This window comes from Klebsiella sp. M041, from assembly GCF_059759695.1.
In genome coordinates, this window is the sequence record NZ_JCAXWU010000033.1 from 1 (window position 1) to 12,741 (window position 12,741).

General features: G+C 54.2%; 18 protein-coding genes. 6 read left to right on the forward strand and 12 right to left on the reverse strand.

Annotated features, from left to right (window positions below):
• The first annotated feature begins 281 nt into the window (after positions 1-281).
• The gene (locus tag AC6CWS_RS25015; protein ID WP_044524944.1) at positions 282-836 is read left to right on the forward strand and encodes a gamma carbonic anhydrase family protein; all 555 of its coding nucleotides are present in this window, start codon (positions 282-284) and stop codon (positions 834-836) included.
• Here the strand turns inward: AC6CWS_RS25015 and AC6CWS_RS25020 are convergent.
• Genes AC6CWS_RS25020 through dprA form a run of 6 tightly spaced genes read right to left on the reverse strand, consistent with a single transcriptional unit; the run spans position 812 to position 4,603 of the window.
• Positions 812-1,069 carry a DUF1488 family protein gene (locus AC6CWS_RS25020; protein ID WP_048298473.1) on the reverse strand — a complete coding sequence of 86 codons (258 nt, stop codon included), beginning with the start codon at positions 1,067-1,069 and terminating at the stop codon, positions 812-814. The two genes, AC6CWS_RS25015 and AC6CWS_RS25020, sit on opposite strands and share 25 nt — an antisense overlap.
• On the reverse strand, positions 1,066-1,884 hold the full coding sequence (gene aroE, locus AC6CWS_RS25025) for a shikimate dehydrogenase (protein WP_032454195.1): 819 nt from the start codon (positions 1,882-1,884) through the stop codon (positions 1,066-1,068). Before aroE ends, AC6CWS_RS25020 begins: the two co-directional genes overlap by 4 nt.
• A gap of 3 nt (positions 1,885-1,887) precedes the next feature.
• On the reverse strand, positions 1,888-2,460 hold the full coding sequence (tsaC, locus tag AC6CWS_RS25030) for an L-threonylcarbamoyladenylate synthase type 1 TsaC (RefSeq protein WP_004206805.1): 573 nt from the start codon (positions 2,458-2,460) through the stop codon (positions 1,888-1,890).
• 4 nt (positions 2,461-2,464) lie between these two features.
• The gene (locus tag AC6CWS_RS25035; protein WP_023291168.1) at positions 2,465-3,007 is read right to left on the reverse strand and encodes a DNA topoisomerase family protein; all 543 of its coding nucleotides are present in this window, start codon (positions 3,005-3,007) and stop codon (positions 2,465-2,467) included.
• A 26-nt stretch (positions 3,008-3,033) separates the two neighbouring features.
• Complete coding sequence (gene smg, locus AC6CWS_RS25040; protein ID WP_002919137.1) at positions 3,034-3,507, reverse strand: DUF494 family protein Smg; 474 nt, start codon at positions 3,505-3,507, stop codon at positions 3,034-3,036.
• Positions 3,479-4,603 carry a DNA-protecting protein DprA gene (gene dprA / locus AC6CWS_RS25045; protein WP_023291169.1) on the reverse strand — a complete coding sequence of 375 codons (1,125 nt, stop codon included), beginning with the start codon at positions 4,601-4,603 and terminating at the stop codon, positions 3,479-3,481. The genes smg and dprA overlap by 29 nt, the downstream gene beginning before the upstream one ends.
• A 128-nt stretch (positions 4,604-4,731) precedes the next feature.
• Between dprA and def the strand changes: the two genes are divergently transcribed.
• From def to mscL, 5 genes are all read left to right on the forward strand, one after another.
• The gene (gene def / locus AC6CWS_RS25050; RefSeq protein ID WP_004206802.1) at positions 4,732-5,241 is read left to right on the forward strand and encodes a peptide deformylase; all 510 of its coding nucleotides are present in this window, start codon (positions 4,732-4,734) and stop codon (positions 5,239-5,241) included.
• A 14-nt stretch (positions 5,242-5,255) separates the two neighbouring features.
• Positions 5,256-6,203: a methionyl-tRNA formyltransferase gene (gene fmt, locus AC6CWS_RS25055; RefSeq protein WP_017900611.1), complete on the forward strand. Its 948-nt coding sequence runs from the start codon at positions 5,256-5,258 to the stop codon at positions 6,201-6,203.
• Between the two features lie 52 nt (positions 6,204-6,255).
• On the forward strand, positions 6,256-7,551 hold the full coding sequence (gene rsmB / locus AC6CWS_RS25060; RefSeq protein ID WP_102004681.1) for a 16S rRNA (cytosine(967)-C(5))-methyltransferase RsmB: 1,296 nt from the start codon (positions 6,256-6,258) through the stop codon (positions 7,549-7,551).
• Between the two features lie 13 nt (positions 7,552-7,564).
• A complete protein-coding gene (gene trkA / locus AC6CWS_RS25065; protein WP_002919153.1) occupies positions 7,565-8,941 on the forward strand; it encodes a Trk system potassium transporter TrkA in 1,377 nt (458 codons plus the stop codon).
• Between the two features lie 139 nt (positions 8,942-9,080).
• A complete protein-coding gene (gene mscL / locus AC6CWS_RS25070; protein ID WP_004145325.1) occupies positions 9,081-9,494 on the forward strand; it encodes a large-conductance mechanosensitive channel protein MscL in 414 nt (137 codons plus the stop codon).
• Here mscL and AC6CWS_RS25075 read toward each other — a convergent pair.
• From AC6CWS_RS25075 to rpsD, 6 genes are all read right to left on the reverse strand, one after another.
• Entirely contained in the window at positions 9,430-9,708 is a 279-nt protein-coding gene (locus tag AC6CWS_RS25075; protein ID WP_023291171.1) for an alternative ribosome-rescue factor A, read from the reverse strand. The two genes, mscL and AC6CWS_RS25075, sit on opposite strands and share 65 nt — an antisense overlap.
• 57 nt (positions 9,709-9,765) lie before the next feature.
• Positions 9,766-10,191, reverse strand: a complete 426-nt coding sequence (gene zntR, locus AC6CWS_RS25080; RefSeq protein ID WP_023291172.1) for a Zn(2+)-responsive transcriptional regulator — start codon at positions 10,189-10,191, stop codon at positions 9,766-9,768.
• A 2-nt stretch (positions 10,192-10,193) separates the two neighbouring features.
• Complete coding sequence (locus tag AC6CWS_RS25085; RefSeq protein ID WP_065884003.1) at positions 10,194-10,562, reverse strand: DnaJ family domain-containing protein; 369 nt, start codon at positions 10,560-10,562, stop codon at positions 10,194-10,196.
• A gap of 108 nt (positions 10,563-10,670) precedes the next feature.
• Positions 10,671-11,057: a 50S ribosomal protein L17 gene (rplQ, locus tag AC6CWS_RS25090; protein ID WP_002919206.1), complete on the reverse strand. Its 387-nt coding sequence runs from the start codon at positions 11,055-11,057 to the stop codon at positions 10,671-10,673.
• Positions 11,058-11,097: 40 nt separating this feature from the next.
• Positions 11,098-12,087, reverse strand: coding sequence for a DNA-directed RNA polymerase subunit alpha (locus AC6CWS_RS25095; RefSeq protein ID WP_002919219.1), 990 nt, complete (start codon positions 12,085-12,087; stop codon positions 11,098-11,100).
• A 25-nt stretch (positions 12,088-12,112) separates the two neighbouring features.
• A complete protein-coding gene (gene rpsD / locus AC6CWS_RS25100; RefSeq protein WP_002919224.1) occupies positions 12,113-12,733 on the reverse strand; it encodes a 30S ribosomal protein S4 in 621 nt (206 codons plus the stop codon).
• Positions 12,734-12,741: the final 8 nt, after the last annotated feature.

Below are 12,741 nucleotides of genomic sequence, written 5' to 3' on the forward strand. Positions count from 1 at the left end.
CTTTCCTCTTTCAGAGTCAACCCGTTTTTCAGGATTTTTCTCTTCAACCGAACCGGCTGTTTGTGTGAAGTGATTCACATCTGCCGTGTCAGTGGGAGCGCATTATAGGGATCCCATTTTTTTGCACAAGCCTTTTTTCGATCTTTTTTTCTGAATGGTGATTTTTCACCCTTTTCGCCGTGTAATTGCGCGATTTGCTCAATTTTCACCGTTTTCAGGGGTTGCAGAGCGAGATAAAAGCCACCAAAGTCTTCTTACGCTCCCGTATTTTTGAGGTCAACATGTCTGCTCACCTGCGTCCCTATAAAACATTTTTCCCGCAAATCGGTCTTCGCGTCATGATTGACGCATCCAGCGTCGTCATCGGTGATGTCAGAATTGCCGATGACGTCAGCGTCTGGCCTCTGGTCGCCATTCGCGGCGACGTCAATTTCGTGTCGATAGGTCAACGTAGCAATATTCAGGACGGCAGCGTTCTACACGTGACCCATAGATCCTCTTACAAGCCTGAGGGAAATCCACTGATCATTGGAGAGGATGTGACGGTTGGTCACAAAGTGATGCTGCACGGCTGCACTATCGGCAACCGCGTGCTGGTTGGTATGGGTTCGATCTTGTTAGATGGTGTCGTGGTTGGTGATGACGTCATGATTGGCGCGGGAAGTCTGGTGCCGCAGAATAAACAGCTTGAAAGCGGCTTCCTTTACTTTGGCAATCCGGTCAAACAGATCCGCCCCCTGACAGAGGCGGAGCGGGAAGGCCTAAAATATTCAGCAAATAACTATGTGAAATGGAAAGATGAATATCTGGATCAGGAGAGCCAGACCCAACCCTGAGCATCCTCCTGATTATCGCGGATCAATGCCTCAGCCTCTTCCTCAAGATCCCAACGATGTTCCCGGAATGCGGCCAGCCACTGCGCTGGCCCCTCTGCGCCAAAACGCTGCTGCAGGATCTGCCCTGAAATTACGCAGGTTAATTGCATCCCATTCACCAGCGCGGGAAAAACCACGCCCTGCCGTTCGGCATCCCATGATTCCCGATCGGGAAACTGAATCGCCTGATTCATGCATTCAGTTCCTGTTGCAGCTTTTCTATAACCGGGGTGATAGCCGGCAGGACGCCGTGCCATAGCAGAACAGCATGGGCGGCTTGCGCCACCAGCATTCCCAGCCCGTCAGCGCAGTGGGTTGCGCCATGCTGCTGGCACCACTGAAGAAATGGCGTCGCCCCTTTCTGGTAAAACATGTCATAGCAATACACGTCGGGGTTAACAACAGACGCCGGGATAGCCGGCACATCACCCTCTATCCCACTGGATGTTGCATTGACGATCAGATCGAAAGTTTCCCCGGCTAAGGTATCCATTTCCCGTGCGCTGACGCTGCCGGTATGGGCGAAGAGCGTGGCTAACTCATGGGCACGAGCATAGGTGCGATTGACGATCGTCACAGCGCACCCCAGCGACAACAGCGGCAGCAGTACCCCACGTGATGCGCCACCGGCACCGATAAGCAGGATCCGCTGGCGTGGCTTAATGAATCCCAGACGCTCCAGATCGCTCAGAAGACCAATACCATCCGTGTTGTCGCCCAGCAAACGCCCATCTTCCAGACGTTTCAGGGTATTCACCGCTCCCGCCAGCGCAGCGCGTTCTGTCAGTTCATCCGCGCGCGCAAAGGCTTCTTCTTTGAAAGGAACGGTAACGTTGGCGCCCTTTCCTCCTTCCGCAAAAAACTGATTCAGAGAAGAGACAAAATCGTCCAGCGGCGCCAGCACACGTCCATAAGGATGGGTAATCCCTAACTGGCGGGCAAAAAGGTGGTGAATAGAAGGCGACTTGCTGTGCGCAATCGGATTACCAAAAACAGCGTAGGTTTCCATGATTCACCCCTGGCGGAACAGTTCACCCGTCAGGGCATCACGTATTTCAGATGGATTTTGACGTCCGCCCGTAGCGCCATCCACGACCGGGAAGCTGTCACCAAACTGAGCACGGACCTCTGCGGTAGTGCGGCAAGGCGGTTGACCGGTGAGATTGGCGCTCGTCGAGACCAGCGGTTTTCCGTAGGCTTCGCACAATTCAATCACCAGCGGATGGTTGGTTACGCGTACGGCCAGCGAATCAAAACGACCCGTCAGCCAGCGTGGCGTTTCAGGACGAGCCGGGAATACAAACGTCACCGGTCCTGGCCAGCAGGAAAAGATCGCTGCCCGCTGCGAGTCACTTAACCGAGAATCATCAATATAGGGCTTCAGCTGCTCAAAGCTAGCGGCGATAAGGATCAATCCCTTCTCAACAGGACGCTGCTTCAGCTCCAGCAGACGCATAACGGCCGTTTCGCTGTCAGGGTCGCAGCCGACGCCAAAAACAGCTTCCGTGGGATAGGCGATGACATGTTCATTATTCAGGACCGCCACGGCATGGGCGACGGCTTCTGAGGGCAGGTTATTGTTCACTGATTTATTCCGCCGGGATCGGCTTTCCACATTGTTTACTGGCACAGAAGCGTCTGAGCCCCTGCGCCGTCTTCTTTTCTATTAACAGCGGGTAATGGCATTCAGGGCATTCGCCCGCCACCGGTTTAAAATTGATAACGAACTGGCAATCAGGATAGCGATCGCAGGAGTGAAAGGTTTTACCGAAACGGGAACGACGCTGGACCAGATGGCCTTGTCCGCACTGCGGGCAAGCAATAGCCGTCTCATCTGGTTTATCAATTAGCTCGGTATGTTCGCATTCTGGATAGCGGCTACAGCCAATGAACATCCCAAAACGCCCCTGGCGTAGCACCATAACCGCGCCGCACGATGGGCATGCTTGCCCCTCCAGCACCTTAACGACATGCCCGTCCGCCTGACTTTTCAGGGGACGGATATAGTCACAGTCCGGATAATGCGAACAGCCGAGAAACGGGCCATGTTTCCCGGAACGGATCACCAGTTCAGCCCCGCACTGCGGGCAGGGCTCATTTTTACGCACCGAAAACAGTGCTGATTTGGTCATAACAACTCGATGTTGCTGCAAAAAGATTAATGCAGCATACCTTCATTTACTTCGAAGAGTAATTCTTCCATTTGCTGATAGGCGTTTTCACAGCCCGGAATATTGAACAGTACCATCAGGATGACCCATTTCAGGTCCTCCAGCTCAAATTCTGCCGTATCCAGCGCCAGTACGCGCTCTATCACCATTTCTCGCGTTTCGAGGTTCAACACCTGAATCTGCTCGAGGAAGAGTAAAAATCCCCGGCAACTGGCATCCAGACGCTGGCACTCCTCTTCGGTATATACCCGAAGCGACAGCGGGTCGGAAGCGAGCTGCATGGGTTCAACGAGACCTTCCTGATAATCAGCCAGTTTCTCGAGCCACATTAACGCGTTATAGATATCTTCCCGCTCAAAACCTGCGTCGGTAAGATCCCGCGTCAGTTTGTCCTGATCCACGCGCATTTCTGCTTCGCTATGGATGTAAGTTTCAAACAAATACATGAGTACGTCGAACATGGCTTGCCCTCCTTAATCGGACATAGCCGCCGGGTACAGCTGCGATCCAGCCTGCTAACTCCAGTTCAAGTAGCTGAGCTACGGTTACTGGCACAGATTGGCCGGCACGTTCAGCGACAACGTCAACAGGTGTTACCTCATCTCCTACGTTAGCCAGGAGCTCCGGAAATGGCAATGCTACAGACGGCTGATCGGCGCAATTATTTATCGAATCAGACGTATCAGTTAGCCAGGTCAGCTCGTTGTGCCAGTATTCCACAATATCCTCTGGCGAGGTCACCGGCACCGCGCCTTGCTTAATTAACCAGTGTGGGCCTTCCGATCCCGGATTGCCTATCGGCCCAGGCAGGGCAAACACATCCCTTCCCTGCTCCAGAGCACAGCGGACGGTAACCAGCGAGCCGCTTCGCAATGCCGCCTCAACCACCAACACGCCCAGGCTCAGGCCGCTGATAATCCGGTTGCGCCTGGGGAAATGCGCGGGAAGCGGCGGCGTTATTAGTGGAAATTCAGACACCAGCGCACCGCCATTATCGATGATCTGCTGGGCGAGGCTTGCATGGCGCCGCGGATAAACCTTACCCAGTCCGTTGCCCAGTACCGCGATGGTTTTGCCCTCGGCCGAGAGCGCGCCGCGATGCGCTACGCCATCAATGCCTAACGCCAGCCCACTGGTGATAGTCATTCCTTTACTCGCCAACGTTTCGCTGAACAGTTTCCCCCAGCGAGCGCCATACCAGGAATGCAGGCGACTACCAATAACGGCAAGCTGCGCGCTGTGAAGCAGAGCGGGATCGCCGCTGACCAACAACGCACCGGGGTAATCAGCGATGGCCCTTAGCCGAAACGGAAAGCGCGGATCGTCGGCCCGTAACAGATGATGTTCCGGGTGCTCCAGCCAGCGCCGCGTCTCATCAAGCTCACGCCCGTCAAGCCGAAAAAATGACGTTGCTTGCGCCGCGGACATCCCGACAGCATGCAGCGCTTCGCGATCAACGCTGGCGGCTGCGCATAAGCGCTGTGCGATCTTTAGCATTCTGTCGCCATACAAGTTACTGACCTTCATCAGCCGCAGCCAAATCTCGTCGGGCGTCATCCTTACCCCCTGCCATAAGCGGTATTGACAATCTTTGCGATTGGACAGTGAGACTGTCAATTGCAGGGTGTTTTGTCTAGAATAGAGCTAATAATCTTATCAACTCCTGAATACGACTCTGGAACTTTATGGCAGTTTTGCAAGTGTTACATATTCCGGACGAGCGCCTTCGCAAAGTCGCCGAGCCGGTCAAAGAAGTGAATGCGGAAATTCAGCGTATCGTCGATGATATGTTCGACACCATGTACGCTGAGGAGGGCATTGGTCTGGCCGCGACCCAGGTCGATATCCATCAGCGCATTATCGTTATTGATGTGTCGGAAAATCGTGAAGAGCAGCTGGTGTTAATCAACCCGGAGCTGCTGGAAAAAGATGGCGAAACGGGCATCGAAGAAGGCTGCCTGTCGATTCCGGAACAGCGCGCCCTGGTGCCGCGTGCGGAAAAAGTGAAGATCCGAGCGCTGGATCGCGACGGTAAGCCATTTGAACTGGAGGCCGATGGCCTGCTGGCTATCTGTATTCAGCATGAGATGGATCATCTGGTCGGCAAACTGTTTATTGATTATCTGTCACCGCTCAAACAACAGCGCATTCGTCAGAAGGTTGAGAAACTGGATCGTTTACGTTCCCGTGCCTGATAACAAGGAATACCGTGTCACAATCACTACGTATCATTTTCGCCGGCACCCCCGATTTTGCAGCGCGTCATCTTGACGCGCTGTTGTCGTCTGAACATCAGGTTGTTGGCGTATTCACTCAGCCAGACCGTCCTGCTGGCCGCGGCAAAAAATTGATGCCGAGCCCGGTAAAGGTGCTGGCTGAAGCCCATAACTTACCTGTATTCCAGCCATCTTCCCTGCGTCCGCAGGACAACCAACAATTAGTCGCCGATCTCGGCGCCGATATCATGGTGGTGGTGGCGTACGGTTTGATTCTCCCGAAAGCGGTGCTGGAGATGCCCCGTCTGGGCTGCATCAACGTTCACGGCTCCCTGCTACCGCGTTGGCGTGGCGCAGCGCCGATCCAGCGTTCGCTGTGGGCCGGGGATAGCGAAACAGGCGTAACCATCATGCAGATGGACGTCGGCCTTGATACGGGTGATATGCTGTATAAGCTTTCCTGCCCCATTACCGCAGAGGATACCAGCGGCAGCCTGTACGATAAGCTGGCCGAGCTCGGCCCTCAAGGTCTGCTGGCAACCTTAGCCCAGCTGGCCAACGGCACCGCACAGCCTGAAGTACAGGATGAATCGCTGGTGTGCCACGCCGAGAAGCTGAGTAAAGAAGAAGCTCGCATCGACTGGTCGCTTTCTGCCGCACAGCTGGAGCGCTGCATCCGCGCCTTTAATCCGTGGCCAATGAGTTGGCTGGAAATTGACGGGCAGCCGCTAAAAGTGTGGCGGGCATCGGTCATTGCCGAAGCTGCGCATGCCGAACCGGGTACTATCGTGGCAGCAACCAAACAGGGTATCCAGGTCGCCACGGGCGATGGGATCCTCAGTCTGGAGTCGCTACAGCCTGCGGGTAAAAAAGCGATGAGCGCCCAGGATTTACTCAATTCCCGCCGGGAGTGGTTTACTCCTGGCACCCGTCTCGCCTGACGGTCGTCTCTTCTGAAGCCCGGGTTCGCCGGGCATTTTTATTTTTGCGCTTATGAAAAAGAATATAAATTTACGCAGCCTGGCCGCCCAGGCTATCGGGCAAGTCGTTGAAAAAGGTCAGTCTTTAAGCAACGTCCTGCCCCCTCTACAGCAAAAAGTCAGCGATAAAGACAAAGCGCTGCTGCAGGAGCTGTGTTTTGGCGTACTGCGTACGCTCAGCCAGCTGGAGTGGCTTATCAGCAAGCTGATGGCGCGTCCGATGACCGGCAAACAGCGCACCGTGCACTTTCTGATTATGGTTGGGCTCTATCAGTTACTCTACACCCGCATCCCTCCGCACGCCGCGCTGGCTGAAACGGTAGAAGGCGCGGTGGCGATTAAGCGCCCGCAGTTTAAAGGGCTGATCAATGGGGTGTTACGCCAGTTTCAGCGCCAGCAGGAAGAGCTACTGGCAGAATTCGCCGGGCAGGAAAACCGCTACCTTCATCCCAAATGGCTGCTGAAGCGTCTGCAGCAGGCCTGGCCGCAACAATGGCAGGAGATCGTCGATGCGAACAACCAGCGCCCGCCGATGTGGTTGCGCGTTAACCGCAACCATCATTCCCGAGACGAATGGCTTGCTCTGCTTAAAGAGGCCGGCTTAGAGGGCTTCACCCACCCTGACTATCCCGACGCCGTGCGTCTGGCCACCCCTGCCCCGGTCCATGCGTTGCCGGGTTTTGCCGAAGGATGGGTAACCGTTCAGGATGCCTCGGCCCAGGGCTGCATGCGCTATCTGCAGCCGGAAAACGGCGAGCGCATTCTCGATCTCTGCGCCGCGCCGGGCGGCAAGACGACGCATATTCTGGAAGTCGCTCCCCAGGCTGAGGTCATGGCGGTGGACATTGATGAACAGCGTCTTTCCCGCGTCTATGACAACCTGAAACGGCTGGGCATGAAAGCCGAAGTCAAACAGGGCGATGGTCGCTTCCCTGAGCAGTGGTGTGGCAGCGAGCAGTTCGATCGTATTCTGCTGGATGCCCCCTGTTCCGCCACCGGCGTTATCCGCCGCCACCCGGATATCAAATGGCTGCGCCGGGATCGGGATATCGGCGATTTAGCCCAGCTGCAGGCCGAGATCCTCAATGCCATCTGGGGGCATCTGAAGCCAGGCGGCACGTTGGTTTACGCTACCTGTTCTATTCTGCCGGAAGAGAATAGTCAGCAAATTGCCGCGTTCCTCGCGCGGACCCCGGATGCAGAGCTTCACGCAACCGGTACGCCGGCAAGCCCGGGACAGCAAAATCTGCCGGGTGCGGAAGAAGGCGATGGCTTCTTTTACGCTAAGCTAATCAAACGTCGGAACTAATGGATCACTGCAGATGAAGATTATTATTCTGGGCGCCGGCCAGGTCGGCGGCACGCTGGCGGAGAACCTCGTCGGCGAGAACAATGATATTACGCTGGTTGATACCAATGGCGACCGTCTGCGCAGCCTGCAGGATAAGTTCGACCTGCGTGTCGTCCAGGGGCACGGTTCTCATCCCCGCGTACTGCGCGAGGCAGGAGCCGATGATGCCGATATGCTGGTGGCGGTCACCAGTTCGGATGAAACCAACATGGTGGCCTGTCAGGTCGCCTATTCATTATTCAATACGCCAAACCGTATAGCCCGTATTCGTGCGCCTGATTACGTCCGCGATGCGGAAAAGCTCTTCAATTCTGAAGCTGTGCCCATCGATCACTTAATCGCTCCGGAACAGCTGGTCATCGACAATATTCATCGCCTGATAGAATATCCCGGCGCGCTGCAGGTCGTGAACTTCGCCGAAGGTAAAGTCAGCCTCGCCGTGGTGAAAGCCTATTACGGTGGTCCGCTGGTGGGGAATGCGTTGTCCACCATGCGTGAGCATATGCCGCATATCGATACGCGCGTGGCCGCCATTTTCCGCCACGATCGCCCCATCCGCCCACAGGGTTCGACGATTGTCGAGGCCGGCGATGAAGTCTTCTTTATTGCCGCCTCGCAGCATATTCGCGCGGTCATGAGCGAACTCCAGCGTCTGGAGAAACCTTACAAACGCATCATGTTGGTCGGCGGCGGCAATATTGGCGCGGGCCTGGCCCATAAGCTGGAAAAAGACTACAGCGTTAAGCTTATCGAGCGCAATCAGCAGCGAGCCGCTGAGCTGGCAGAAAAACTGCAGCATACTATCGTCTTCTACGGTGATGCATCGGATCAGGAGCTGCTGGCCGAAGAGCATATTGACCAGGTGGACCTGTTTATTGCCGTCACTAACGATGACGAAGCAAACATCATGTCTGCGATGCTGGCCAAGCGAATGGGGGCCAAAAAAGTCATGGTGCTGATCCAGCGCAGAGCCTATGTGGATCTGGTTCAGGGTAGCGTCATTGATATCGCGATATCGCCTCAGCAGGCCACGATTTCCGCCCTCCTCAGCCATGTCCGTAAAGCCGATATTGTCGGCGTCTCCTCCCTGCGCCGCGGCGTTGCGGAAGCGATCGAAGCAGTGGCACACGGCGATGAGAGCACCTCGCGGGTGGTCGGGCGGTCGATCGATGAGATCAAGCTTCCGCCAGGCACGATCATCGGCGCCGTCGTGCGCGGGAATGACGTAATGATCGCCAATAATAATCTGCGGATCGAGCAGGGCGATCATGTGATCATGTTTTTGACTGATAAAAAGTTTATTTCCGATGTAGAAAGGCTGTTCCAGCCAAGCCCCTTCTTCCTGTAATTCCCAGGGCGTCGAACAGGCGCCTTTTATTATCCCTTATTATTCAAAGGTTAATATTTTCCTGTAACGCTCTACGGGGAATGGCAAATGAAAATACATTTGTTAAACTTACAACGTCAGCTGGCTCAAGGAGAATAAAATGAGTTTTTTAAAAGAGTTTCGCGAATTCGCGATGCGCGGGAACGTTGTCGATTTGGCAGTGGGTGTGATCATCGGTGCAGCATTCGGTAAAATTGTTTCGTCGTTGGTCGCGGATATTATTATGCCGCCGCTCGGCCTGTTGATTGGCGGGATCGATTTTAAACAGTTTGCCGTCACGCTGCGCGATGCCCAAGGTGATGTACCGGCAGTGGTGATGCACTACGGGGTGTTTATTCAGAACGTTTTCGATTTCATCATCGTCGCATTTGCCATTTTCATGGCGATTAAACTGATGAATAAGTTAAATCGTAAGAAAGAAGAGGCTCCGGCGGCACCGCCAGCGCCCTCTAAAGAAGAAGTCCTGCTGAGCGAAATTCGCGATCTGCTGAAAGAACAAAACAACCGTTCTTAATCAGCAGTGAAAGCAGAAGGCCAGTGGTAAAAAAGCGATTCGCTTGCTTGCCACTGGCCTCCCGGTCATTCCTTGCTGCATGTTTATCTTTACGTTGATAGCTTCCTTTCCCTTTCTTGTTCTTCTCTACGCGCTGCCTGAATAATGGATCGTGGAGAAGTGCCTCAATGGCGTTATCTTTAATTTGTCCTTTGGTATGCTGATAGCGACTCATAGTAACTCCAGTGGATGTGTGAATTCCGCGCGAGTGTAGATCCGCGCGCACAAAAAATCAACGCCCGGTATTGCCGTTGCTGGCGCCTTGCTCAAGGGCCTCGAGGATCGAACAGTAAACGCTGCTGTGAGCTGTGCCGCAGCAGGCATCATTGAGCCGTTGCAGAGAGCGACGCATCGTTTGTAGCTCGTTGATCCGCGCCTCAACTTCGCTTAATCGCGCCTGAACGATCCCTTTCGACTCCTGACAGGTGTGATGCTCCGGATCGATACGGATCGACAATAATTCGCGGATCGCTTCCAGAGTAAAGCCCAGCTGACGGGCATAGCGAATAAAGCGCAAACGCTGAAGATCGTTATCCGAGTAAAGACGAAATCCCCCCTCAGTGCGCACGTCATGATCCATCATTTGCTGTTTTTCATAATAACGGATGGTATCTGGCGTCACATCAGCCAGTTTTGCCAGCTCACCAATACGATACATATTCACTCCTGATTAATTTTGTGCAGCAACGCATCGGCGTACTCACCGCGTAAAAAGTCGGTGTTCAGTCCTGCCTGACGCAGCTTAAGCTCGAGCAGAGCGAGGCGCTTGCTGAGTTCGGCATGCCGCGGGTCGTCCTGACGGACCCCCTTCAGCAAGTCTGCCAGAGCCACCGCTTCTTTGCGCTGCTCCAGCTCCGGGGGAAGACACCCTGCATTCTTCAGAAGGCGATAGCCTGCCCGCAGCTCGGTCGGTACATGCGAATCGTCATCGAGCGTTAGCGGCACGCCGCTACCGGGTAAATTATCGAACTCGCCTTTGGTTTGGGCATCGAGGATATGGCGTTCTGCCCACTGATCCAGTAACCACATTCTACGGCTCCGGGGGATGAACAAAAAGAGTACAGATATTGTAGTGAAGTGGGGATGGGGTAGATATAAAAAAACCCGCCGGGGCGGGTTTTTTTACGTTACTACAGATTACTCTGCAGCAGCTTCTGCTTTCGGCTCAGCACGATCAACCAGCTCGATGTATGCCATCGGCGCGTTGTCGCCTGCACGGAAGCCACACTTCAGAATGCGAGTGTAACCACCGGCGCGGCTCGCGAAACGCGGGCCCAGCTCGTTAAACAGTTTTGCCACGATCTCGTTATCACGAGTACGGGCGAATGCCAGACGACGATTAGCAACGCTATCAGTCTTGGCAAGAGTAATCAGCGGCTCAACTACGCGACGCAGTTCTTTCGCTTTCGGCAGGGTCGTCTTGATGATTTCATGACGAACCAGCGAACCTGCCATGTTACGGAACATAGCCTGGCGATGGCTGCTGTTGCGGTTCAGTTGACGACCACTCTTACGATGGCGCATGACCTTATCCTTCTCAGTAAAACCTTAACCTGTGATCCGGTTACTCGTCAGCAATGCTTGCTGGTGGCCAGTTTTCCAGGCGCATGCCCAGAGACAGTCCACGGGAAGCCAGCACGTCTTTAATCTCAGTAAGAGATTTTTTACCCAGGTTCGGCGTTTTCAGCAACTCAACCTCGGTACGCTGTACCAGATCACCGATATAGTGGATAGCTTCTGCCTTGAGGCAGTTAGCAGAGCGGACAGTCAATTCCAGATCGTCAACAGGGCGCAGCAGGATCGGATCGAATTCTGGTTTCTCTTCTTTCACTTCTGGCTGACGTACATCACGTAAGTCAACAAAAGCTTCCAGTTGTTCAGCCAGGATGGTTGCCGCACGACGAATCGCCTCTTCAGGATCGATTGTGCCGTTGGTTTCCATTTCGATGACCAGCTTGTCCAGGTCGGTACGCTGTTCTACACGCGCAGCTTCAACATTGTAGGCAATACGCTCTACAGGGCTGTAGCAGGCGTCGACCAGCAGACGGCCGATTGGGCGCTCATCTTCTTCCGAATGAATTCGGGCAGAAGCCGGCACATAACCGCGACCGCGCTGAACTTTGATACGCATGCTGATAGCAGCGTTCTCATCAGTCAGGTGGCAAATCACGTGCTGCGGCTTGACGATTTCGACATCACCGTCGTGGGTAATGTCGGCTGCGGTCACAGGGCCAATGCCAGATTTATTCAAAGTAAGGATGACTTCATCTTTACCCTGAACTCTCACCGCCAGCCCTTTCAGGTTGAGCAGGATTTCAAGGATGTCTTCCTGAACGCCTTCTTTGGTGCTGTACTCGTGCAGTACACCATCAATCTCAACCTCGGTCACCGCGCAACCCGGCATCGATGAGAGCAGAATACGGCGCAGTGCGTTACCCAGAGTATGGCCGAAGCCACGCTCTAAAGGCTCAAGGGTCACCTTGGCGTGCGTCGAACTCACTTGCTCGATATCGACCAGGCGCGGTTTTAGAAACTCTGTCACAGAACCCTGCATTGTGTCCTCTCTTTGGTACTAAGCTTTACTTGGAGTAAAGCTCGACGATCAGATGTTCGTTAATGTCCGCAGACAGATCAGAACGCTCCGGCTGACGCTTGAACGTACCTTCCATCTTGCCAGCATCAACTTCCAGCCAGGTTGGCTTTTCACGCTGCTCAGCCAGCTCCAGAGCGGCTTTCACGCGAGATTGCTTTTTCGCTTTCTCACGAATGCTGACAACGTCATTCGCTTTAACCTGATAAGAAGCGATGTTAACAACACGACCGTTTACCATAATCGCTTTGTGGCTAACCAGCTGGCGTGCTTCAGCACGAGTGGCGCCGAAGCCCATACGGTATACAACGTTGTCCAGACGACCTTCCAGCAGAGCCAACAGGTTTTCACCGGTGTTGCCTTTCAGACGTGCTGCTTCTTTATAGTAGTTACGGAACTGACGCTCCAGCACACCGTACATACGGCGAACTTTTTGCTTTTCACGCAACTGCACACCATAGTCAGACAGACGCGGCTTACGCGCACCGTGCTGGCCAGGAGCTTGTTCAATTTTACACTTGGTATCGATCGCGCGAACGCCAGACTTAAGGAATAAGTCGGTGCCCTCACGACGGCTCAGCTTGAGCTTAGGACCCAAATATCTTGCCATTTTCTTTC

Coding starts and splice junctions, on each gene's coding strand:
- AC6CWS_RS25015 (WP_044524944.1), top strand. CDS start 282: ATGTCTGCTCACCTGCGTCCCTATAAAACATTTTTCCCGCAAATCGGT.
- AC6CWS_RS25020 (WP_048298473.1), bottom strand. CDS start 1,069: ATGAATCAGGCGATTCAGTTTCCCGATCGGGAATCATGGGATGCCGAA.
- aroE (WP_032454195.1), bottom strand. CDS start 1,884: ATGGAAACCTACGCTGTTTTTGGTAATCCGATTGCGCACAGCAAGTCG.
- AC6CWS_RS25035 (WP_023291168.1), bottom strand. CDS start 3,007: ATGACCAAATCAGCACTGTTTTCGGTGCGTAAAAATGAGCCCTGCCCG.
- smg (WP_002919137.1), bottom strand. CDS start 3,507: ATGTTCGACGTACTCATGTATTTGTTTGAAACTTACATCCATAGCGAA.
- dprA (WP_023291169.1), bottom strand. CDS start 4,603: ATGACGCCCGACGAGATTTGGCTGCGGCTGATGAAGGTCAGTAACTTG.
- def (WP_004206802.1), top strand. CDS start 4,732: ATGGCAGTTTTGCAAGTGTTACATATTCCGGACGAGCGCCTTCGCAAA.
- rsmB (WP_102004681.1), top strand. CDS start 6,256: ATGAAAAAGAATATAAATTTACGCAGCCTGGCCGCCCAGGCTATCGGG.
- trkA (WP_002919153.1), top strand. CDS start 7,565: ATGAAGATTATTATTCTGGGCGCCGGCCAGGTCGGCGGCACGCTGGCG.
- mscL (WP_004145325.1), top strand. CDS start 9,081: ATGAGTTTTTTAAAAGAGTTTCGCGAATTCGCGATGCGCGGGAACGTT.
- AC6CWS_RS25075 (WP_023291171.1), bottom strand. CDS start 9,708: ATGAGTCGCTATCAGCATACCAAAGGACAAATTAAAGATAACGCCATT.
- zntR (WP_023291172.1), bottom strand. CDS start 10,191: ATGTATCGTATTGGTGAGCTGGCAAAACTGGCTGATGTGACGCCAGAT.
- AC6CWS_RS25085 (WP_065884003.1), bottom strand. CDS start 10,562: ATGTGGTTACTGGATCAGTGGGCAGAACGCCATATCCTCGATGCCCAA.
- rplQ (WP_002919206.1), bottom strand. CDS start 11,057: ATGCGCCATCGTAAGAGTGGTCGTCAACTGAACCGCAACAGCAGCCAT.
- AC6CWS_RS25095 (WP_002919219.1), bottom strand. CDS start 12,087: ATGCAGGGTTCTGTGACAGAGTTTCTAAAACCGCGCCTGGTCGATATC.
- rpsD (WP_002919224.1), bottom strand. CDS start 12,733: ATGGCAAGATATTTGGGTCCTAAGCTCAAGCTGAGCCGTCGTGAGGGC.